Genomic DNA, 22,379 nt, shown 5'->3' with positions numbered 1-22,379 from the left:
CGATCATCCTGCCATGCCGCGTCCGACGGACCCGGCCTGCCGTCGGCGCGCCGTCACGAACCTCGGCCGGCCCGTCAGATCGGTGTGACGGGTGACTTCCTCGAAGTCGCCGTGCGCGTGCAGGCACGACACGACGGCGTCGGCGGTCGTGTCGTCGTGTTCGATCCCGACGACGCCACCCGGCGTCAGCGTGCGGGCGATGACCGGCACCATCGGCACGATGACCGACATCCCGTCCGCGCCGCCGAAGACCGCGCGAGCCGGGTCGTGGGCGACCTCCGGTCCGACCACGGCGTCGAGCGGCACGTAGGGCGGGTTCGTGACCAGGACCGACACGCTGCCGGCCGGCACGGCTCCCCCGACCTGATCCGGGTCGGTGACGTCCGCGGCGACGACGTCGACCCGTGACCCGACGGCCGGTGTCGCGGCGGCGACGTTGCGACGCAACCACACCAGCGCGTCCTCGTCGGCCTCGATCGCCACGACCCGCGTCGCCGGACTCATCGCGGCGATGCCGATCGCCAGTGCCCCACTGCCGCTGCAGAAATCGGCCGCGGAATGCGGTCCGGGGGTGGCCCGGAGTCGGTCGACCGCCCATTCGAGGAGGTACTCGGTCTCCGGCCGGGGGATGAACACTCCGGGGCCGACGGCCAGCTCGACCGGGCCGAAGGCGGCGGTCCCGATGATGTGCTGCAACGGAATCCGCTGCGACCGCAGGTCGATCGCCGACCGGAACGCGCGCGCCGGCGCGTCGTCGATCGCGTCCACCAGCACGAGACGGCCCGCATCGATCCCGAGCACGTGCGCCATCAGCCATTCGGCGTCACGGCGTGCGGAGTCGATCCCGGACGCGGCGAGACGGGCGGTTGCGGCACGCAGTTCGTCCGGCACCGGGGTCGGCCTGCCGGTCACGACACCTATTCCGCTTCCATGCGGGCCTGCCGGTCCGCGGCGACGAGCGCGTCGAGCAGGTTGTCCATGTCACCGGCGAGGACCGCGTCGAGATTGCTGGCCTTGTAACCGATCCGGTGATCGGTGATGCGGTTCTCGGGGAAGTTGTAGGTCCGGATCCGCTCGGACCGGTCCACGGTGCGGATCTGGGCCGCACGACCCTGCGCGGCGGCGGCCTCCGCCTCTTCCTCGGCTGCGGACTGCAGCCGGGCGGCGAGGACCTGCATCGCGCGCGCCTTGTTCTGCAACTGCGAACGTTCGTTCTGGCATGTGACGACGATTCCGGTGGGCAGGTGGGTGATCCGGACCGCCGAATCGGTGGTGTTCACGCCTTGGCCGCCCTTGCCGGACGAGCGGTAGACGTCGATGCGCAGTTCCGATTCGTCGATCGTCACCTCGGCCACCTCTTCGGGCTCGGGGTAGATCAGCACCCCGGCCGCCGACGTGTGGATGCGGCCCTGCGACTCGGTGACCGGCACCCGCTGGACGCGGTGCACACCGCCCTCGAACTTCAGTCGCGACCAGACCCCGTCGCGCACGGCCTCTTTCGACTTGATCGAGAAGGTGGCCTCTTTGTAGCCGCCGAGATCGGACTCGGTCACGCCGAGCACCTGCGCCTTCCAGCCGTGACGCTCGCAGTACTTGAGGTACATCCGGGCCAGGTCCGCCGCGAACAGTGCCGATTCCTCGCCGCCCGCACCGGATTTGATCTCCAGGACCACGTCGTCGGCGTCGTGGGGGTCGCGCGGGGCGAGCAGGTCGGTCAACGTCGCGTCGAGTTCCTCGACGGCCTCTTCGAGAGAGGGGATCTCGGCGGCGAACGACGCGTCATCGGCGGCCAGTTCCCGTGCGGCCTCGAGATCCTCGCGTGCCGCCTTCAACCGGGTGTAGGTCGCCATGACGGGCGCGAGCTCGGCGAATCGCTTACCGACGCGACGGGCCGCGGCGGGATCGTCGTGCAGGGCGGGATCGGCCAGCTGGCGTTCGAGACCCGAGTGCTCGGCCAGGATGTCGTCGATGGCCGAGGGACTCTGCGTACTCATGAAGGCGACCTCACTTGTCGACCGGCGCACGCCGGATGATCGGCGACACCGGGAAGAACTCTGACCGGAAAACACAGCGACGCCCGTCCCGACATCGTCGGGCGGGCGTCGCAGCGTGGTCTACTTGGCGCGCTTGCCGTAGCGCTTCTCGAACCGGGCAACGCGGCCGCCGGTGTCGAGGATCTTCTGCTTGCCCGTGTAGAACGGGTGGCACTGCGAGCAGACCTCGACGTTGATCCGACCGTTGGCAGCGGTGCTGCGGGTCTCGAAGGTGTTGCCGCAGCCGCAGACGACGGTGGTCGTCGCGTACTCGGGGTGGATTCCCTGCTTCATGTCTGACTGTCCCTTTCTGAGGTCGCCGGGTCACCGTCGCTTGTCGACGGTGTGAACCGGAACCGGACTCGACCGATCAGTATGCCACGGGGGCATCACCCGGGAAAATCCCGGTCACCGCGGTCGCAGGTGCCTCAACGGCAGGCCGCTCGGATCCATTCCCGGCACGGCCACCCGCACTCCACTGCACGTGACGCAGATCGCGATCCTCGTAAGGGTTGCCTAAGTGTAGTACCGTGGCGTCGCCCGCCCTGTCGGCGGCACACGCTCCCCCGCACCCCGTCCCCGAAGGAATCCTCGATGTACGACGCCGCCTCCACCGGCAGCAGCCTCGCAGTCGACACCGCACGGACCTCCCCCGCCCGTCGTACCGGCAAGACGGCCCGATCGCCGTGGAACCGGCGCAATCCCTACCCGGCGACGGTCGTACGGAACGAACTCCTCTCCGGTCCCGGATCGGCCAAGGAGGTCCGGCATCTCGAACTCGATCTCGGCGACAGCGGCATCACCTACGAGCCCGGCGACGGCATCGGCATCGCTCCGACGAACGATCCCGCGCTGGTCGATCTCCTGCTCGCCCGGCTGCGCGCGGTGGGCGACGAGATCATCGCCGACCGCAAGGCGACCTACACCCTGCGCGAGGCACTGACCAGCAGGTACGAGATCGGCGCGCCGTCGAAGTACCTCGTCCGGGTCGTCGCCGAACGCACCGGACACCCCGAACTCGCCCGACTTCTCGACGCCGGTGACCCGCAGGCACTCGACGCGTGGCTCCACGGACTCGACGTCCTCGATCTCCTGGATCTGGACCCGACCTTCACCCCGACTCCCGAGGAACTGCTCGAGGAGTTGAGTCCCCTCGCGCACCGCGAGTACTCGATCTCGTCGAGCCCGCGGGTCCACGGCGACACCGTCCACATCACGATGGCCACGGTGCGCTACCGCGTCGCCGACCGGGATCGCGGAGGTGTGTGCTCGACCCACCTGGCCGACCGCTGCGCGCCCGGCGACACCGTGCCCGTCTTCATCTCCCCCAACAAGAAGTTCCGGCTGCCCGCCGACGACGTCTCGGCCATCATGATCGGCCCGGGCACCGGCATCGCCCCGTTCCGCGGTTTCCTGCATGAGCGGGCCGCGGCCGGCGCACCCGGCGGCAACTGGCTGTTCTTCGGTGACCAGCATCGCGGCCACGACTACCTCTATGCCGAGGAGCTCGACCGGTTCGTCACCGACGGGCTTCTCGACCGGCTCGACCTCGCCTTCTCCCGCGATCAGGAACACAAGATCTACGTCCAGGACCGGATGTGCGAACACGGCGGTGAGCTGTTCGCGTGGCTCGAGGCCGGCGCGCATCTGTACGTGTGCGGCGACGCCACGACGATGGCCGACGACGTCGACGCGGCGCTGCACGAGATCGTCGCCGAACACGGTGGTCTCGAGCCCGACCAGGCCGCCGCGTACGTCGATCGCCTGCGCGCGGAGAATCGCTACTCACGCGACGTCTACTGAGATGACCCACTCCGCCGGGGACCATCCGCACGCCCGCAGCGATCTCGAGATCCTGCTGCGGACAGCCGGATTCGCGGACTCCTCGGTGAATCACGACGTCCCCGCGGTCGCCGCGCGCCTGCCCGGCCTGGCCCAGGTCGTCGGCGTCACCGTTGCCGGTCCGGTGATCATGAACGCGGTCGGAGTCCATGACCTCCCGACGACCGTGGGCGGTCCGCTTCGTGTCGACTCGCAGCAGATCGCACTGCGGCTCAACCCCTCTCGCTTGTCGTCGGCGTTGCTCAGCGATCCCGCCGCCCACGTTCCGCCGACCCTGCGACTGTTCGACCACCGCGGCAACACCGCTCACGCCACCTACCTGACGGAGAACTCCGACCGGCTGGCGTTCGAGGCGATGACCTGCACCGGCGCGGCCGCGGTCCTCGATGGGCCCTTCGTGGATTCGCCTGCGCCACAGTGCGTGGACCCGTCCGCCTCGATCGACGACGATCAGGTCGCACAATTCGACGCGGTACTCACCGACGGAGGTGTCGCCCGCCTGGCGGCCCTCCCCCATCTCGACTGCGCGCGTACCGTCCGCGTCGAGACACGTACGGTGATCGCCGCACTCGAGCACGCAGCGGGACTGGGGATGACCGTGACCTTCGCGACGGCGGCGCCGGGATGCATCCAGATGCGCCAGGACCGTCTCGACGGAGCCCGCGAGCATCGGGGCCAGATGGTGCTGGCATCCGGCAGCGCCCGCGTGATGATCAACTTCGACCTCGTCGGCGAATGCTGGGTGACGTGGCCCCGCGGGGTGTGGGACCGCACGGGATCACTCGAGATCTACAGCCGCGGAGGCGAGTGCGCGCTCATCGTGACCCAGACCGGGGCCGTCGCACCGCCGAGTGCGCAGGCGTGGGCCCACTTGGCGGCCGACCTCGCCGGCTGAGAGGGCACCGCGCGAGTCGCGCACCCGTACCGTCTTTCACTGCTTCTCCAAGCCGAGAGAACGACCTGCCCCCTGCTCCTGAGGAGCACCCGAAGCGTGCGGAGGGCGCGTCCAACCCCGCTCCCTGAGGAGCGCCCGGAGCTTGCGGAGGGCGCGTCCAACCCCGCTCCCTGAGGAGCGCCCGGAGCTTGCGGAGGGCGCGTCACGAAGGGTCTTCGCAACCCGTCGTCTCACCAGGACCCTTCGTGACGCTCGCAAGCTCGCTCCTCAGGGAGCGGGGATATGACGCTCGCAAGCTCGCTCCTCAGGGAGCGGGGATATGACGCTCGCAAGCTCGCTCCTCAGGGAGCGGGGATATGCCGGACGAACTCAGTCGTCGTTGTTCCCGCCCGGTGCGGTCTTCTGCACCGTCATCAGGAACTCGATGTTCGTCTTGGTCTTCTTGAGCTGACTGATCAGCAGGTCGATGGCCTGCTGCGAGTCGAGACCCGAGAGCACGCGACGCAGCTTGTGCACGATGGAGAATTCCTCCGGCGACAGCAGCAGCTCGTCCTTACGAGTACTCGACAGGTTGACGTCCACCGCCGGGAACACCCGGCGCTCGGAGATCTTGCGGTCGAGCTTGAGCTCGGCGTTGCCGGTGCCCTTGAACTCCTCGAAGATCACCGTGTCGCCGGTGGAGCCGGTCTCGACGAGCGCCGAGGCGATGATCGTCAGCGACCCGCCGTTCTCGATGTTGCGCGCCGCGCCGAGGAACCGCTTCGGCGGATACAGCGCGGTCGAATCGACACCACCGGACAGGATCCGACCCGACGCGGGCGACGCGTTGTTGTACGCACGACCCAGACGGGTGATCGAGTCCAGCAGCACCACAACGTCTTTCCCGCTCTCGACGAGTCGCTTGGCGCGCTCGATCGCGAGCTCGGACACCGAGGTGTGGTCTGACGGCGGCCGATCGAAGGTCGAGGCGATGACCTCACCCCGCACCGAACGCTGCATGTCCGTGACCTCCTCGGGACGCTCGTCGACGAGGACGACCATGAGGTGGCATTCGGGATTGTTGGTCGCGATCGCGTTGGCGATGTCCTGCAGGATCGTCGTCTTACCGGCCTTCGGCGGCGACACGATCAGGGCGCGCTGCCCCTTGCCGATCGGCATGATCAGATCGATCACACGGGTGTCGAGTCGTTCGGGGGTGGTCTCCAGCCGCAGGCGCTGGTTCGGGTACAGCGGCGTGAGCTTGTTGAACTCGGGGCGACGCTTGGCCGTCTCGACGTCTCCGCCGTTGACGGTGTCCAGCCGCACCAGCGGGTTGAACTTCTGGCGCTGGTTCTGCTGGTCGCCCTCGCGCGGCACCTTGACCGCACCGGTGATCGCGTCGCCGCGTCGAAGTCCGTTCTTGCGGACCAGGTTCATCGAGACGTAGACGTCGTTCGGACCGGCGAGGTACCCCGAGGTGCGCACGAAGGCGTAGTTGTCGAGCACGTCGAGGATGCCGGCGACGGGCTGCAACACGTCATCGTCGGACACCTGCGGCTCGTTCGGGGTGTCGCGATTCTGGCCGCGACGACGCTCACGGAACCGGCGACCCCGACGGCGACCGCCGCCCTCGCCGTCGTCGTCCTGACCACCGTCGCGGTTCTGGCCCCCGTCACGGTTCTGATTTCCGTCGCGGTTCTGGTTGCCGTCGCGGTTCTGCTTGTCGCGATTCTGGCCCCCGTCGCGATTCTGGTTGTCGCGGTTCTGGCCCCCGTCGCGATTCTGGTTGTCGCGGTTCTGGTTGCGGTTGCGGCGAGTGCGCTGGTCGTTGCCGTCGGAGTCACCCGCGGCCTCGCCCGAGCCGTCACGGCCGCGGCGTCGCTCGCGTCCCGCACCGGTCTCCGACGAGTCGGTCTCGGAAGCGCTGCCGCCCTTGGGTGCATCCCCGGCCTGGGCCTCGGACTTCGCCGCGTCGGCGCCGTTCCTCGAGCCGTCGGCCTGGGTGGCAGCCGGGTTGTTCGTTGGTCCCGTAGCGTCGGCGTTCGCGGTCTCGGTGGACGACGCCTCGGCCGGTGCGTCGGCGGCAGCGGCCTTGCGGCCGGCGCCGCGCTGGGTGCGCGCGCCGCTCCGGGGGGCGTCGTTCTTCTCGGTCGAGTCCGCCCCGGCCGTTGCCGGGGAGTCGCCGATGGTCAGTTGGTCGTCGTTCGTCGCCGGCTTCGACGTGCCGGCCTTCGACCGGGCGGGAGCGCTCTTCGCGGCCGGGGCGTCGCCACCCGCCTGGCGCTCCTTGATCGCGGCGATCAGATCGCCCTTGCGCATCCCGGAGGTGCCCTTGATGCCGAGTTCACCGGCGACCGTCCGCAGTTCGCTGAGCACCATGCCGGACAGGCCGGTTCGTGCACGTGTCTTGGTGGCCGGTCGTCCCGAGTCGGGGCCGGCCGAACCCGCGGATTCCTGCTCGGCAGGTGCGGTGATCAGGTCCGTATCGGTCACGGAAGTCCTTTCGTTCCTCCCGCAGACGAGAACTGCGTGAGGTCTACGTTTCCCTGCTTCTGTGCGCTAGGGAGTCCGTCCGCGGTGGACGGTGAGAATGTGTGGTCCGCTGCGAGCGTGCCCGGAAACACCTGCGCTTCGGCACCGTCGACAGAGATCCATGACCCCGGCCCGGATACACAGCCGGTCATCTCCGATCGGTGAAGGATGAGAAGCGGCAGGACAAGCCTGCGCGGCTAGACCAGAATATGGTAACCCCGTTCGCATGATAGGGGCAACACGCCGGAAGCGCCAAATGAATGCGCATTCACTCCGGCGGTCGTGCGGACGACGCCGATCAGCCGACGGTGATCTCGACGCCGCCGGCGACGGCGACCGACCGAGCGTCGAATCCGAGGCCCTGCGCCAGCTGACGGATCTCGGCGGGCACCGGCGCCGTACCGAGCACCAGGACGGTCGGTCCCGCTCCGGACACGGTCGCGGCATGTCCACGCGCACGCAGCGCGCTGACCAGATCGTGCGTCGGCGCCATCGCCGACGCCCGGTACGGCTGGTGCAGCCGATCCTGGGACGCGGCCATGAGGTTGCGCGGATCGGTGGTCAGCGCGACGACGGCGAGGGCCGACCGGCTCAGGTTGAACACGGCGTCGGCGCGCGGGACCGAATCCGGGAGCAGTCCGCGGGTGAACGACGTCGACGACTCGGTGTCGGGCACGAAGACCGTTGCGTAGATGTCGGGGTGCACCGGGAGGCGGTGCGCGTGATACGAGGCGACGTCATCGGCCGATTCGGTCCACGTGACGACCGCCGAGCCGAGCACGCTCGCGGCCGCGTTGTCGGGGTGGCCCTCGAATTCGCTGGACAGTTGTACCAGTTCGTCGGCCGAGAGCCCCGGACCGAGGCCGGCGGCCGAGATCAGGCCCGATGCGGCGGCGAGACCCGACACCGCGGCGGCGGCGGACGAACCCAGACCCCGGGAATGCGGGATCCGGTTGACGCAGCGCAATGTCAGACCGGGGGCCCGCAGCCCGGCGTGTGCCAGTCCGCGGGTGAGCGCCCGCACCACGAGGTGCGAGTCGTCGCGGGGTACGGCGTCGGCGCCCTCACCCTCGACCTCGAGGGTGACGCCATCCGGGACCGTCTCGACGATCACCTCGTCGTAGATTCCGAGAGCTATTCCGAGACAGTCGAATCCGGGCCCCAGGTTGGCACTGGAGGCGGGCACGCGGACCCTCGTCGACAGCCCTACCGGCACCGTACCCGCGGCAGCCGCCGCGGACCCGGCCCCGTCAGCCGACACCGAGAGCATTCGCGACCGCCACCGGGTCCACCGGAATGGCCTCGACCGCCGGGATGCCTGCCAGCGCGGTGTCGGGGTCCTTCAGACCGTTGCCGGTGACCGTGCACACCACGGTCGAGCCCCGCTCGATCCAGCCGTCGGCACTCGCGGCGAGCAGACCCGCGACGCTGGCCGCCGACGCCGGCTCGACGAACACGCCCTCCTTGCCGGCGACGAGGCGGTAGGCCTCGAGCAGCTTCTCGTCGGTGGCCGCCAGGAACTGCCCGTTCGACTCGTCCTTCGCGGCGACGGCCTGGTTCCAACTGGCCGGGGAACCGATGCGGATGGCGGTGGCGACGGTCTCCGGGTCTTTCACCGGCGCGCCGTTCACCAGCGGCGCGGCGCCGGCGGCCTGGACACCGAGCATGCGCGGCACCGACGACGAGACGCCGTCGGCGTGATACTCCTTGTAGCCCTTCCAGTACGCGGTGATGTTGCCCGCGTTGCCGACCGGCAGAGCGTGGACGTCGGGGGCACGGCCCAGCACGTCGACGATCTCGAAGGCGGCGGTCTTCTGACCCTCGATCCGCGCCGGGTTGACCGAGTTCACGAGTTCGATCTCGGTGAACTCGGCGGTCGCCTTGCGCGCGAGCTCGAGACAGTCGTCGAAGTTGCCCTCGACCTGGATGATCTTGGCGCCGTGCATGACCGCCTGAGCGAGCTTGCCCATCGCGATCTTGCCCTGCGGGATCAGGACGGCGCAGGTGATCCCGGCCCGGGTGGCGTATGCGGCGGCCGATGCCGAGGTGTTGCCCGTGGATGCGCACAGGACCGCGGTCTTGCCGTTGTTGACCGCGTTGCTGACGGCCATTGTCATGCCGCGGTCCTTGAACGAACCGGTGGGGTTGAGGCCCTCCACCTTGAGGTAGACGTCGCAACCCGTCAGCGACGACAGATGCGGCGCACCGATCAGCGGGGTGCCACCCTCGAGCAGCGTGACGACCTTCCAGTCGTCGGCGACGGGCAACCGCGACCGGTAGGCCTCGATGAGGCCCGGCCACGCGCGGTGCACAGGCGTAGAAGTCGCTTCAGTCATCGGTACCTTCCAATCGCAACACACTCGACACCTTGATGACGGCGTCCATGTCTTCAAGCGCCGCAACACAATCCGATTGAGCTCGGTCGGGGGCGCGGTGGGTGACCAGGATCAGGCGGGCGTCGTCGCCCGCGCCCTCCTGGCGCACCGCGGCGATGCTGACCGACCGCTTCGAGAACTCCCCCGCGACCTGCGCCAGCACGCCGGGCTTGTCGGCCACCCGCATCGAGACGTAATACCGCGTGAACACGTCGTCGATCGGGGCGACGGGCAGGGAGGCGTAGGTCGACTCGAGCGGTCCGCGCCCGCCGTGCACGCGGTTGCGGGCGGCCATGACCATGTCGCCGAGAACCGCGGATGCCGTCGGTGATCCCCCGGCACCCTGCCCGTAGAACATCAGCCGCCCGGCGTTCTCGGCTTCCACGACGACGGCGTTGAACGCGCCGTTCACGGTCGCCAGCGGGTGGGTCAGCGGAATCAGCGCGGGGTACACGCGCGCCGAGATCCGTTGCGCGCCATTGGCGTCGCGGACGCGCTCGCAGATCGAGAGCAGTTTGATCGTGCAGTCGAACTTCTTGGCCGCGACCAGGTCCGCGGACGTGACCGAGGAGATGCCCTCGCGGTGCACATCGGCCGCCGTGACCCGCGTGTGGAAGGCGATCGAGGCGAGGATCGCCGCCTTGGCCGCGGCGTCGTAGCCCTCGACGTCGGCCGTCGGATCGGCTTCGGCATATCCGAGGCGGCCGGCCTCGGCGAGGGTGTCGGCATAATCGGCGCCCGTCTCGTCCATCGCGGAGAGGATGAAGTTGGTGGTGCCGTTGACGATTCCGTTGACCCGCTCGACGGTGTCGCCGGCCAGTGACTGCATCAGCGGACGGATGACCGGGATGGCGCCGGCGACCGCGGCCTCGAAGTAGAGGTCCACCTTGGCATCCGCCGCGGCGGTCGCGAGTTCGCCGGTGTATTCGGCGAGGAGCGCCTTGTTCGCCGTCACCACCGACTTGCCGCTCTCGAGCGCCGACCGGATCAGACCGCGGGCCGGGTCGATGCCGCCCATCAACTCCACGACGATGTCGACGTCGTCGCGCGCGACGAGTGCCGCCGGGTCGTCGGTCAGGAGATCCTGCGCGATCTTGCGGGGACGGCCGAGATCCCGCACCGCGACGCCGCGGATCTCCACGGGAGCCCCGACGCGCGCCCGGAGGTCGTCGGCGTTGTCGGTGATGATGCGCACCACCTCGGCACCGACATTGCCCATGCCGAGCACCGCGACACCGATGGTGCGCGAGTCCGCATCGGTTGCGCCACTTGTGTTCTGCACGGATCCGGTCACAGGCCCACCTCCAGGCTGAGGAAGTCGTCGATGGTCTCCCGGCGCAGCAGCAGCCGGGCGTTCCCGTCGGCCACCGCCACCACGGGCGGTCTCATGGTCATGTTGTATCGGCTCGACATCGAGTAGCAGTAGGCACCGGTCGCCGCCACCGCGATCAGGTCGCCGGGGCCGAGATCCTCCGGCAGCCAACAGTCCTTGATCACGATGTCGCCGCTCTCGCAATGCTTTCCCACGACCCGGCACACCACCGCACGGGCCTCCGACACCCGGGACACGAGCCGCACGTCGTATTCGGCGTCGTAGAGAACGGTGCGGATGTTGTCGCTCATGCCGCCGTCGACGGAGACGTAGCGTCGTACGGCGCCGCCGCCCAGTGCGACGTCCTTCACGGTGCCGACGCGATACAGCGTGATCGTGCCGGGACCGGCGATGGCGCGGCCCGGTTCGACGGCGATGGTCGGCATGGGCAGCCCGAGTGCTGCCGACTCCCGCTCGACGATCGCCGCGAGCGTCTCCGCCACCTTCTGCACCGGCAGCGGACGCTCGTCGGGGAGGTACGAGATCCCCAGTCCGCCACCGAGATCGACGACCGACATCTGCGCGGTCTTCTCGACACCGAACTCGCCGACGACGTCGCGGAGCAGTCCGAGCACCCGGTGGGCGGCCAGCTCGAATCCGTCCATGTCGAAGATCTGCGACCCGATGTGGCTGTGCAGACCCACAAGCCTGAGGTTGTCGGTCGCGAAGACCCGCCGGATGGCTTCCATCGCGATCCCACCGGCGAGCGAGAATCCGAACTTCTGGTCCTCGTGTGCGGTCGAGATGAACTCGTGGGTGTGCGCTTCGACACCGACGGTCACGCGCACCAGCACGTCGGCGACGACACCGCGTTCGCCGGCGATCGCGTCGAGCCGATCGATCTCGATCATCGAGTCGAGGACGACGTGCCCGATTCCGGCATCGACCGCAGCGCGCAGCTCGTCGACGCTCTTGTTGTTGCCGTGCAATGCGATTCGCTCCGGCGGGAAACCGGCGCGCAGTGCGATGGCGAGTTCACCACCGCTGCAGACGTCCAGGGACAGCCCCTCGTCGTCGACCCAGCGCGCGATCTCGGTGCTCAGGAACGCCTTCGACGCATAGTGCACTCGCCCGTACGGGCCGAACGCCGCCATCATGTCCCGGCAGCGCGACCGGAAGTCGGCCTCGTCCACGACGAACGCCGGCGTCCCGAACTCTTCGGCGAGCTGACTCACCGGCACGCCGGCCAACCGCAGCTCGCCCGATTCGTCGCGGGATGCGTTGCGTGGCCACACCTGTGCGGGGATGGCGGCGAGCACGGCCGGGTCGTTCGGACGCTCGGCGAGATGGGGCGCGGCCAGCAGTTCGGCGTGCCGGGGGCCGGCGGGGTGGGCGTTCACATCTGCTCCGGCGCGGTGACGCCGACGAGACCCAGCCCATTGGCCAGGACCTGACGGGTGGCCTCGCACAGGGCGAGCCGGGCCCGGTGGATGTCCGCCGGTTTTTCGTCACCCTGCGGCAGGACACGGCACTTGGCATAGAACCGGTGGTAGGTGCCGGCGAGGACCTCGAGGTAGCGACAGACCCGGTGCGGCTCGCGCAACGTGGCGGCGGTCGCGACGACATCGTCGAAATCGCCGATGGTGCGGATCAATTCGCCCTCGGCGGGATCGTCGAGCAGGTCGAGATGGTCCAGCGACGACACGACCCCGAGGTCAGCGGCGTTGCGGGCCAGTGCGGACATCCGCGCGTGGGCGTACTGCACGTAGTACACCGGGTTGTCGTTGGACTGTTTGGTGAGCAGGTCGAGATCGATGTCGATGTTGACGTCGACCGACGAGCGGATCAGCGAATAGCGCGCGCCGTCGACGCCGACCGCGTCGACGAGGTCGTCGAGCGTGATGACCGTGCCGGCACGCTTGCTCATACGGACCGGCGTGCCGTCGCGCACGAGGTTGACCATCTGGCCGATCAGCACCTCGACGGTGGCCGGGTCGTCGCCGAGCGCCGCCGCCGCGGCCTTGAGCCGGCTGATGTACCCGTGGTGATCGGCGCCGAGCATGTAGATGCAGAGGTTGAAGCCGCGGTTGCGCTTGTCACGGTAGTAGGCGATGTCGCCCGCGATGTAGGCGGCGTTGCCGTCGCTCTTGAGGACCACACGGTCCTTGTCGTCACCGAACTCGGTGGACCGCAGCCACCACGCGCCGTCCTTCTCGTACAGGTTGCCGTTGGCCTTGAGCTCGCCGATGCACTCGTCGACGAGGCCGGTGGCGAACATCTTGTCCTCATGGGTGAAGACGTCGAAGTCGGTGCCGAAGTCGTGGAGGCTCTGCTTGATGTGGGTGAACATCAGGTCCACCCCGACCGAACGGAACGTCTCGAGGCGGTCGGCGTCGGGCTGCGACAGCACCTCGGGGACCGTCTCGACGACCTTCGCGGCGATGTCGGCGATGTAATCGCCCGCGTAGCCGTCCTCCGGGGTCGGGTTGCCCAGTGCCGCGGCCTCCAGCGACCGGGCGAACCGGTCGATCTGGGCACCGTGGTCGTTGAAGTAGTACTCGCGCGTGACCGCACCACCGCGAGCGGCCAGCACGCGGCCGAGCGCGTCGCCGACGGCCGCCCAGCGGGTACCGCCCAGGTGGATCGGCCCGGTCGGATTGGCCGACACGAATTCGAGGTTGATGACCGAGCCGGCGAGTTCGTTTCCGCGGCCGTAGTCCGCACCCCGGGCCAGCACCGCCGCGACGACGGTGTTCTGCGCGGCGGCCCCGAGCCAGAGGTTCACGAACCCGGGACCGGCGATCTCGGCCTTCGCGACACCCTCGGCCGCGGCGAACGCCTCCGCGAGCCAGCCGGCGATTTCCCGCGGGTTCACGCCGAGCCGCTTGCCCATCTGCAGGGCGACGTTGGTGGAATAGTCGCCGTGGTCAGCGTGACGGGGGCGCTCGACGACGATGGAGTCGGGCACCAGGTTCTCGTCCAGTCCGCGGTCGCGGACCACGGTCAGGGTCACGTCGCGCAGCAGCGCGGCCAGGTCGGCGGGAGTCACAGGACACCATCCTATTGGCCGCGGCCACTACACCGACAATCGCACCCTGCTCCACCCATCGGGCCCACCAGTACACTCGTGTGCGCCGAGCGCGGGCCGGGTCTCCCGCGGGTCCGCTCGGCCACCGCAGTCGGATGAGGAAAGAAGTCAATGGCGCGCAAACCAGGGGCCAACGTCCCCAAGTCCCGCAAGCGAGCAGGATCCGTTCCCTCGGCGACGGGACGTCAGGTCGACTGGATGCTGATCGGCGCCGTCGTGGTGGTCATCGGCCTCATCGCCGGACTCGCGATCTACCTCGTCCCCAAGTTCAACGAGCGGCGGGCCGAACAGAAGGACGACTTCGCCGTGGAAACGGTGTCCGAGTTCGTGCCCTCACCGCAGAATCCCGATCCGTCGGCGAACATCCCGGGTGTCACGAAGCGCTACTACGAGGCCGCGCGGCACGTCACCGCGACCCAGCGTGTCGCCTACGACCAGTCGCCTCCGTTCGGCGGACCGCACGATGAGATCTGGGCGACCTGCACCGGCGTCGTCTACCCGAACCCGCTGCGGTCGGAGAACGCCGTCCACGCCCTCGAACACGGCGCGGTCTGGATCACCTACAACCCGGACACGATCTCACCGGAGGACCTCGACTACCTCAAGCAGCTCGTCCGCGGTGAGCAGTACCTGTTCCTCTCGCCCTACCCCGGACTCGACCAGCCGGTGTCGCTGCAGAGCTGGGGACACCAGCTCAAGCTCGAATCCGCCCGCGATCCGCGCGTCAACCAGTTCATCACCGCGCTACGCCGCAACATGATGCCCGGGGTCTACCCGGAGAACCCGCAGACCGCCGCGTACCCCGAGACCCAGGCCACCTGTACCGCCATCCCCGGGTTCGATCCGTCGAACCCCCCGCCGGCCGACGAGGGTGAGCCCGGCCCCGACGCCGTCCCGATGGATGGCGGCAACCAGCAGCCCGCGGGCTGACGCGGGTTCCCACCCGACCAGCAGACCAGGTAACGGACCGGGCCGCACGCCCCGACGAGATCGGCGAGGACCAGCGATGACCGACAACAGCGACCGGCCCGAATCGCGGGACGGGACAACGACTCCCGAGGGTCCGGACGACACGGCCGAGCCGTCGTCGCGCCCACGGATCCTGCTCGCCCTGGGCGGCGCCGCACTCCTCCTGTTCGGTCTCGGCCTGGGACTGCTGATCCAGGCGAGCCTCGCCGACGACTCCACCGGCGACGATTCCCCGGCTGCGAACTCGGCGGCCGTCGGCTTTGCGCAGGACATGACCCGCCACCACGAGCAGGGTGTGGAACTGGCCGCCATCGAACTCGAACACGGCACCGACCCCGAGGTGCGGAGCATGGCGTTCGACATCCTCACCGCCCAGAGCAATGAGATCGGCCAGATGCAGTCGTGGCTGACGCGGTGGGGTCAGCCCGTCACCAACCCCGGCGCGACCATGGCGTGGATGGGCCACGGCGGTTCCGAGACTAACGGGCACGACCACTCCGATCCCGCGGATCACACAGCCGGCGGTCACGATCACGGCCACGGTGGCGACGGCAGTTCGGACCACGGGGACATGGACCACGGAGACATGGACCACGGGGACATGGACCACGGGGACATGTCCGCACCCGCCTCCGGCGCACCAGCGGCGGGTGCCGCGGAATCCGACGCCGAACAGCCGCCGATGCCCGGGATGGCGACGTCGGCGGAGATGCAACAGTTCCGTGCGATGCGGGGTCCCGAGGTCGACATCCGGTTCCTCCAGCTGATGCTGCGTCACCACGAGGGCGGTCTGCACATGATGGAGTACGCCGCCGACCCGGCGAACGTCGAGCAGGCCTATGTCCGCGACCTGGCGTCGAGCATGAAACGGACCCAGGACAAGGAGATCGCCATCATCACCCAGATGCTGGCCCTGCGTGGCGCACAACCACTTCCGCTGAACTGAGCGCCCCGCACGGCGGGCACGCCGGTGAGGTGAGCAAGTTCGGTCGGGCCACGCGGCTCTCCAAACGGCGATGATGGCGGCATGCTCTCACCACGCCTCGCTGCCGCGGTCGCCGCGTTGCCACTGGCCCCTGGTCTGCGAGTCCTCGAGATCGGCTGCGGGCCCGGGCCGGCAGCACGCGAGGTGGCGCAGCGGGTGGGACCCGACGGCTTCGTACTCGGCATCGATCGGTCGCCTCAGGCCGTGAACGCCGCCCGCCGGGCCGCGATCGCCGGCGGCTTCGGTCCGGACCGACTCGACTTCGACTGCAGCGCCATCGAGGACTTCGATCTCGGCACGCGCATCCCGTTCGACGTGGCGTTCGCGCTGCGCGTCGGCGCACTCGACGGGCGACACCCCGATCTCTACGACGCGGCCGTGGGGGCCGTGGCCCGGGCGCTGCGTCCGGGCGGAGTGCTGCTTGTCGACGGCGGTGATCCGTTGCGGCGCATCGAGTTGCCAATGGGTTGAGGTGACCGGTCGGCTCAGTCGTGCGCGAGAGCGCGTCTGACGGCCTCACACTGACGGCCGAAGAAATCCTGCGCGATCGACGTTCGGGGCGCGACGATGTCGAAACCGTGAAAAGCGCCGGGCACCACGTCCACCTGGCAGTCGACCCCTGCCGCGCGCAGCCGCTCGGCGTAGTCGCGGTCTTCGGTGGCGAACAGGTCCAGGGTGCCGACCCCGATCCACGCGGCCGGCAATCCCGCGAGGTCGGTACGCCGCGCCGGGACGGCCTCCTGTGTGTCCGCACCACCGAGATAACTGGACCACCCGAAGGCGTTGGCCGAGGCGTTCCAGAGGCGGTGGTGCGGATCGGGCTCGCGCGTGCGGTCGTCGAGCATCGGGTAGGTCAACAGCTGCAATCGCAACCCCACCCCTTCATCGCGTGCGCGAAAGGCAAGTGCCGCAGCGAGTCCCCCACCGGCGCTGTTGCCGCCGATCGCGATGCGGGTCGTGTCGATGTCCGGCTGGCCGGTCATCCACCGCAGCGCGTCGAAACAGTCCTCGATGGCCGCCGGGTACGGATGTTCCGGGGCCAGGCGGTAGTCCACGGAGACCACCTCGATGCCGACACGTTCGGCCATCGCCCGCGCCCAGCGATCGTCCTGGGCGGCACTGCCCGTGATGTAACCGCCCCCATGGATCCACAGCAGCGCGGGCAGGCGACCTGAGGAGTGCGCCGGACGGAACACCCGAACCTCGACGCCGCTGGGTGTCGTCGCGGTGGTGACCGGCGCCCGTCCGTTGCGTACCCGGTAGAGCCGACGGACGACGGGGAGCGTGCGCCGGGACACGAGTTGTGCGGGCGCGATCAGCGCCACCCGGCGCAGGTCGGGCGCAAAGTCGTTCCGGATTCTCCAGCGGTTCAGCACAGGTGGAGACTATTCGCCCGATGTCACCCACGCGCGGGATTGTCGCGATTTGCTCACGACTGTGGCATGCTGCTGCCCAGCGTCGCGTGCCGGTGGCGGACCGCGTCCGGCATGGAGGCGCCAGGACGAAAGTTTCGTCATGCCAGTCAGTTTCAATCACATCATCATCGGTGCGCACGATCCGCAGGAATCCGCCGACTTCTACCTCGACGTACTCGGGGCTCGGCCCGCCCCCGGCTGGGGCCCGTTCGTCAACATCCTCCTCGACGACGACACGCTGCTGCAGCTCGCACCGGCGCCGGTCGCCGAGCCCATCCACATGGCGTTCCTGATGGACGACATCGAGTTCGACCGCGGTTACGACGCACTTCGTCGTAGGGGCGTCGACCACTGGGCCGATCCGCAGATGCGTCGCCCGAACGAGATCTCGACCGAGGAGGGCCGGCGGGTGTACTTCAAGGACCCGTCGGGCCAGTTGCTCGAAATGCTCACCGAGCCGTACGTGTGACGCCAACGCAAGAACGCCACACGAGGACCTCTGCGCCGGTTGTCACCGGCACTTCTGATCGCGAGTGGCGCTTCTGCGGCAATGGTGCGCCCGCGTGAATCTCTTTCCAACTACACAGTGGGCGCACACCAGGCGGAGGCTGGCATGGATGTCACAGTGCCCCCGATAGGATTCGAACCTATGGCCTTCTGCTCCGGAGGCAGACGCTCTATCCCCTGAGCTACGGGGGCTCATCGGGCGGGACTCAGTCTAGCGCACCGATCCGTCGACATCCCAATCGGCAGCTCAGGACACGCCGAGCGGGCTCTGCACTCGGACCGACGACCCGTGCTCGCCGCGGAGGACGTGCAGCTGGGCCGGAATTCGTGCGCGGAGTTCGTCGACGTGACTCACCACTCCGACGACACGCCCGCCGGCCCGCAAGTCGTCCAAGACCCCCATGACGAGGTCGAGCGCCTCGGGATCGAGGGTGCCGAATCCCTCGTCGATGAAAATGGTGTCGAGCACGCGCCCGCCCGACTCCGCGGAGACGACGTCGGCGAGTCCGAGTGCGAGGGCCAGCGATGCGAAGAAGGTCTCGCCGCCGGACAGCGTCGTCGTCGGGCGAAGCGCCCCGGTGTACTCGTCGCGGACCTCGATACCGAGGCCGCCACGCCGGCCCCGGACACCCGCGGCGTCGGTGTGCACGAATTCGTAACGCCCGGAGGACATCTCGCGGAGACGACCCGACGCGGCGACGAGGACCTCGTCGAGACGCGCGGCCAGCACGTAGGACCGCAGCGACATCCGGCGTGCGTTCTGTCCGCGCCCGCTGACCAATTCGGCGAGTCCCTGGAGTTCGGCGTGACGTTCCTGCAGAGGCGCCAGGGAGTCGAGGGCCTCCCAGAAGTGGGTGACGTACTCCTGGAGGTCGGCCGCCTGCCGGCCGGCCACGGCGTGTTCCTTCGCGGCGGTGTCGAGGCGGCGGCGGGCGGCGTCACGGTCTGCGGTGAGCTGTTCGACATCCGGCTCCGGAGTCGACATCGCGGCGCGCACATCCTCGTCGGCGAGGGTCTCCTCGGCAGCGGCGCGCAGACTGGCGGCCTCCTGCAGCAACGTGTCCCACGCCGCGATCTGCTTGTCCGGGGCGAATGCCGCTCGGACGGCGGCGACATCGTCGAACCCGGCGTCGGCACACGCCGCGGACAATCGATCGGTCGCCTCGGCGACCCGGTCCCGCGCTCGCGCGGCTTCTTGCCGGGCGTTCCGGTGACGACGGGTGCGACGGACCAGCTCGGCGAGTTCACGGCGCCGCTCGGCGACCCCGCCGCGGCCGCCGGTTGCCTCCCGGACGGCCTCATCGAGCTCGGTGAGGTTCTGCCGCAACGCGGTCACCCGCTCGCGACGGGCGGACTGGGCCGACTCGTCGTCGGCGAGGGTGGTGCGCCACCCATCGACCTCGGCGTCGATCCGATCGACCGCCGTCTGCAGCGCGGGGAGTCGCGACGCGGCACGTTCCGCGGCAACCAGTTCGGCGCCCACCCGGGCGAGGTCGGCGTCGATAGCGTCGGCCCGAGCACCACCGATGACGGCATCGAGATGCGTACGACGTTCCGCGAGAGCCGCCACCGCGGATTGCGCGATGGCCTTGATCGCGCTCGCCCGCTCCTCGGCGGCCGCTGCCGCGTCTTCGTCGACCGCGACCTCGGACGCCGAAGCGCCGCCGTCGTCGGTGGCCGGTCGAGGGTGCGTCACCGAACCACACACGACGCAGGGTTCACCCTCGACGAGCCCGCCCGCCAGTTCCACTGCCATCCCGGCGAGGCGACGCTCGCGGGCGTCGAGCACGCGCTCCCGCGCAGCTGCATGGGCGTCGCGGGCGTCGAGCAACTCCTTCTCCGCGGTCGCGAGCCGGACCAGCACCTCGTCCCGGTCGGTGAGTGCGTCGCGTACGCGGCGGAGTGCGTCGCGCTCGGCCCGGAGTTTCGGGGCCTGCATCCGCAACTCCCCCGCTTCCGCCAGTGCGGCGAGGGCCTCGGCGCGACGTTCCGGCGCGGCGTCGAGCAGGGTCCGGGTCTGGGCAGTGCGGCGGTCCGCCTCGACGATCGCCGAGTCCAGGGTCTGGATCTCGGCGACCAGAGCCGGCCGCTGCGCGACGCGTTCGGCGAGGGGCTCCCACCGCCCCGACTCCTCGGTCCAGCGATCGATCGCCGCATCCAGGCGTGCGTCGAGATCCTCGTCTGACCCGCCGGCGCACAGCGACTCACCCTCCGGCAGCGCGCACAGCTCTGCGTGCGCACGCGTGACGGCCTGCTCGGCGACCGTGAGTTCGCGGGTGACACGGTCGGCGTCGTCGGCGAGCGGCACGATGGGCGCCGCCTGCAGGGCCTGCCGACGAGCCTGTGCCGCCGCGCTCAGAGCGGCTTCGCCGTCCGCGAGCCGTGCGAGTCGCTCGGTGGCCGCACGCCCCCGGCGACGCAGCTCGGCGAGCCGGCTCCCGCTCTCGTACGCGGCCTGCGTCTGGTCGGCCGCTGCGTGCGCCGCACCTGACTCGAGGCGCGTGCGCTCCGCGGCGGTGCGCGCACGCTCGAGACATTCCTGCGCCCAGTCGAAGTCGGGTTCGGCGGTCGGTTCGACCCCGCCCACTGCGACGATCTGACCGGCGACCCGGTCGAGCACGGCGGTCTGTTCGGTCAGCTTCGCCGCGCTCTCCCGCGCCCGGTCACGCAACCACTCCTCGAGGTCACCGAACCGCTCGGTGTCGAACAACCGCTCCAGCAATGCTTCCCGCTCATCGGAGTGCGCGCGCAGGAATCGGGCGAAGTCGCCCTGTGGCAGCAGCACCACCTGGAAGAACTGATCGGCACTCATCCCCAGCAGCCGGACCACGGCGTCGCCGATCTCGGGTATGCGGGTCAGGTCGGGTCCGGATCCGTCGATCCACACGAGGGTCGCCCGGGCGTTCACCTTGCGGGTGCCGTCGCCGCGCTTCTTGGGTCGTTCGTGTTCGGGCGACCGCGTGATCCGGAGTCGGCGGGACGCGATGGTCGCCTCGAGCTCGACCTCCGGGATGTCTTCGGCCGCAACGTGATCCGAGTGCAGGCGCCGGTTGGTGTCGCGCACGCCCGGCACCCGGCCGAACAGCGCGAAGGCCACCGCGTCGAGGACCGTGGTCTTGCCGGCACCGGTCTGACCGTGCAGCAGAAACAGTCCGTCACCGCCGAGGTCGTCGAAGTCGACCGTGATCTCGTCGGCAAACGGACCGAAGGCCCGGACGCGCAGACGGTGCAGCCTCATGCGGACTCCGCGACGATCGCCTCGATGTCGAACAGGGTCAGTTCGGCCGCATCCGACTCGGGTTCACCGACCACGGCGCGGAGTGCGCGCTCGACGAGCACCCGCTCCCCCTTGGTCGGCTCGTCGCGCACGTCGGAGATGAACGACGCGATGATCTCGGCGTCGGTCCGGCCGCGCACGCGGGAACGGTAGTCGACGCCGGAGCCGGAATGCGGCCGCTCCCACTGCACATGGACCGCGAACGGAAACCGCTCGCGCAGCCGACGCATCGCGTCGGTCGGGCGGACCGGGTCGGTCAGCGTCACCTCGACGTAGTGGTCCTGCGCCGCGGCGTACCGTTCGTCGGTCAGCAGGTCGCCGAGAACGCCGGTGAGAGAACTGAGTTCGCGGACGACGGGCAGCTCGTGTGCGCGGACCTCGGCGACGCCGTCGGCGTCGAGCTCCACCACCAGCGCCGCCTTCCGGTGGGTTCGCTCACCGAAGGAGTACGGCAGCAGCGAACCGCTGTACCGGACCGTGTCGGTGACACGTTGCGGCGAGTGCAGATGCCCGAGGGCGACGTAGTCGGCGCCCGAGAACGTCTCGGCGGGAACCGTTTCCACCCCGCCGACACTGATCGAGCGCTCCGAACCGGAGGCCGCGGCCCCGCTGACGAAGGCGTGCGCGACGACCACGGACCGAACCCGGCGCGCAGCCAGATCGGTGCGGACGCGAGCCATGGCGGCGCCGAGGACAGCGGTGTGCCCGCCGATCGACTCGACCCCGAGGTGGCGTCGCGCGGTGTCGGGTTCGAGATAGGGAATGCCGTAGAACGCGACGTCTCCGTGGGCGTCCGACAGGATGACCGGACGGTCGATGTCGGCGATCGAGGTCCGCAGATGCAGGCCACCGGCGGCGGCGAATCCCGACCCCGCACCGAGGCGAGTGGGCGAGTCGTGATTGCCCGAAGTGACGACGATCTGCGCTCCCGCAGCGGCGATCTCGGCCAGGCCCTCGTCGTACACGCGGACCGCGTCGGCAGACGGGACGGACCGGTCGTACACGTCACCGGCGACGATGACGGCGTCGGCCGACTCCGCGGCGACCAGTGCGGCCAGATGCGACAGTGCGCGACGCTGGTCGGCGAGCAGCTCGACCCCGTGGAACGTCCGGCCCAGGTGCCAGTCGGAGGTGTGCACGATCCGCATGGGCGCAACCTTACGGTCGGGT

The 22,379-nt window shown here is 69.5% G+C and carries 18 protein-coding genes and 1 tRNA gene; 6 read left to right on the top strand and 13 right to left on the bottom strand.

Annotated features, from left to right (window positions below; genetic code table 11):
* Positions 1-3: 3 nt before the first annotated feature.
* The 3 genes from MVF96_RS09375 to rpmE all read right to left on the bottom strand — a co-directional run bounded on the left by MVF96_RS09375 (position 4) and on the right by rpmE (position 2,327).
* A complete protein-coding gene (locus tag MVF96_RS09375) occupies positions 4-912 on the bottom strand; it encodes a N5-glutamine methyltransferase family protein (protein WP_137810075.1) in 909 nt (302 codons plus the stop codon).
* A gap of 5 nt (positions 913-917) precedes the next feature.
* A complete protein-coding gene (gene prfA / locus MVF96_RS09370) occupies positions 918-1,994 on the bottom strand; it encodes a peptide chain release factor 1 (RefSeq protein WP_058252753.1) in 1,077 nt (358 codons plus the stop codon).
* Between the two features lie 120 nt (positions 1,995-2,114).
* Positions 2,115-2,327 carry a 50S ribosomal protein L31 gene (gene rpmE / locus MVF96_RS09365; RefSeq protein WP_010842972.1) on the bottom strand — a complete coding sequence of 71 codons (213 nt, stop codon included), beginning with the start codon at positions 2,325-2,327 and terminating at the stop codon, positions 2,115-2,117.
* A 300-nt stretch (positions 2,328-2,627) separates the two neighbouring features.
* On the opposite strand from rpmE, the gene MVF96_RS09360 reads away from it, so the two are divergent.
* A complete protein-coding gene (locus MVF96_RS09360; RefSeq protein WP_247451908.1) occupies positions 2,628-3,836 on the top strand; it encodes a sulfite reductase subunit alpha in 1,209 nt (402 codons plus the stop codon).
* Position 3,837: 1 nt separating this feature from the next.
* A complete protein-coding gene (locus MVF96_RS09355) occupies positions 3,838-4,770 on the top strand; it encodes a ChuX/HutX family heme-like substrate-binding protein (protein ID WP_247451907.1) in 933 nt (310 codons plus the stop codon).
* Positions 4,771-5,139: 369 nt separating this feature from the next.
* Here the strand turns inward: MVF96_RS09355 and rho are convergent, their stop codons facing one another.
* The 6 genes from rho to argS all read right to left on the bottom strand — a co-directional run bounded on the left by rho (position 5,140) and on the right by argS (position 14,017).
* Positions 5,140-7,242 carry a transcription termination factor Rho gene (gene rho, locus MVF96_RS09350; protein WP_247451906.1) on the bottom strand — a complete coding sequence of 701 codons (2,103 nt, stop codon included), beginning with the start codon at positions 7,240-7,242 and terminating at the stop codon, positions 5,140-5,142.
* 337 nt (positions 7,243-7,579) lie between these two features.
* The gene (gene thrB, locus MVF96_RS09345; protein WP_078112012.1) at positions 7,580-8,551 is read right to left on the bottom strand and encodes a homoserine kinase; all 972 of its coding nucleotides are present in this window, start codon (positions 8,549-8,551) and stop codon (positions 7,580-7,582) included.
* Positions 8,532-9,617, bottom strand: coding sequence for a threonine synthase (thrC, locus tag MVF96_RS09340; protein ID WP_247451905.1), 1,086 nt, complete (start codon positions 9,615-9,617; stop codon positions 8,532-8,534). Before thrC ends, thrB begins: the two co-directional genes overlap by 20 nt.
* Complete coding sequence (locus MVF96_RS09335) at positions 9,610-10,950, bottom strand: homoserine dehydrogenase (protein WP_226513003.1); 1,341 nt, start codon at positions 10,948-10,950, stop codon at positions 9,610-9,612. The genes thrC and MVF96_RS09335 overlap by 8 nt, the downstream gene beginning before the upstream one ends.
* Entirely contained in the window at positions 10,947-12,368 is a 1,422-nt protein-coding gene (gene lysA, locus MVF96_RS09330; RefSeq protein WP_058252746.1) for a diaminopimelate decarboxylase, read from the bottom strand. The genes MVF96_RS09335 and lysA overlap by 4 nt, the downstream gene beginning before the upstream one ends.
* Positions 12,365-14,017, bottom strand: coding sequence for an arginine--tRNA ligase (gene argS, locus MVF96_RS09325; RefSeq protein ID WP_247451904.1), 1,653 nt, complete (start codon positions 14,015-14,017; stop codon positions 12,365-12,367). Before argS ends, lysA begins: the two co-directional genes overlap by 4 nt.
* A gap of 150 nt (positions 14,018-14,167) precedes the next feature.
* Here argS and MVF96_RS09320 point away from each other — a divergent pair, with 150 nt between their 5' ends.
* From MVF96_RS09320 to MVF96_RS09310, 3 genes are all read left to right on the top strand, one after another.
* Entirely contained in the window at positions 14,168-14,986 is an 819-nt protein-coding gene (locus tag MVF96_RS09320) for a DUF3105 domain-containing protein (RefSeq protein WP_058252744.1), read from the top strand.
* A 76-nt stretch (positions 14,987-15,062) separates the two neighbouring features.
* Positions 15,063-15,971, top strand: a complete 909-nt coding sequence (locus tag MVF96_RS09315; protein WP_078112016.1) for a DUF305 domain-containing protein — start codon at positions 15,063-15,065, stop codon at positions 15,969-15,971.
* A gap of 81 nt (positions 15,972-16,052) precedes the next feature.
* Positions 16,053-16,481, top strand: coding sequence for a class I SAM-dependent methyltransferase (locus MVF96_RS09310; protein ID WP_058252742.1), 429 nt, complete (start codon positions 16,053-16,055; stop codon positions 16,479-16,481).
* Between the two features lie 14 nt (positions 16,482-16,495).
* Here the strand turns inward: MVF96_RS09310 and MVF96_RS09305 are convergent, their stop codons facing one another.
* Complete coding sequence (locus MVF96_RS09305) at positions 16,496-17,368, bottom strand: alpha/beta hydrolase (RefSeq protein WP_058252771.1); 873 nt, start codon at positions 17,366-17,368, stop codon at positions 16,496-16,498.
* A gap of 157 nt (positions 17,369-17,525) precedes the next feature.
* Here MVF96_RS09305 and MVF96_RS09300 point away from each other — a divergent pair, with 157 nt between their 5' ends.
* Positions 17,526-17,894, top strand: a complete 369-nt coding sequence (locus tag MVF96_RS09300) for a VOC family protein (RefSeq protein WP_058252741.1) — start codon at positions 17,526-17,528, stop codon at positions 17,892-17,894.
* Positions 17,895-18,051: 157 nt separating this feature from the next.
* Here the strand turns inward: MVF96_RS09300 and MVF96_RS09295 are convergent.
* The 3 genes from MVF96_RS09295 to MVF96_RS09285 form a co-directional block, all read right to left on the bottom strand.
* Positions 18,052-18,124, bottom strand: a tRNA-Arg gene (locus MVF96_RS09295).
* A 55-nt stretch (positions 18,125-18,179) separates the two neighbouring features.
* Entirely contained in the window at positions 18,180-21,170 is a 2,991-nt protein-coding gene (locus MVF96_RS09290) for an AAA family ATPase (protein WP_247451903.1), read from the bottom strand.
* Entirely contained in the window at positions 21,167-22,357 is a 1,191-nt protein-coding gene (locus MVF96_RS09285; protein ID WP_247451902.1) for an exonuclease SbcCD subunit D, read from the bottom strand. The genes MVF96_RS09290 and MVF96_RS09285 overlap by 4 nt, the downstream gene beginning before the upstream one ends.
* Positions 22,358-22,379: the final 22 nt, after the last annotated feature.

Source organism: Gordonia hongkongensis (assembly GCF_023078355.1).
Taxonomy (GTDB): Bacteria; Actinomycetota; Actinomycetes; order Mycobacteriales; family Mycobacteriaceae; genus Gordonia; species Gordonia hongkongensis.
Note: the sequence above shows the minus strand (reverse complement) of the source record. Positions and strands in the feature narration are given on the sequence as shown.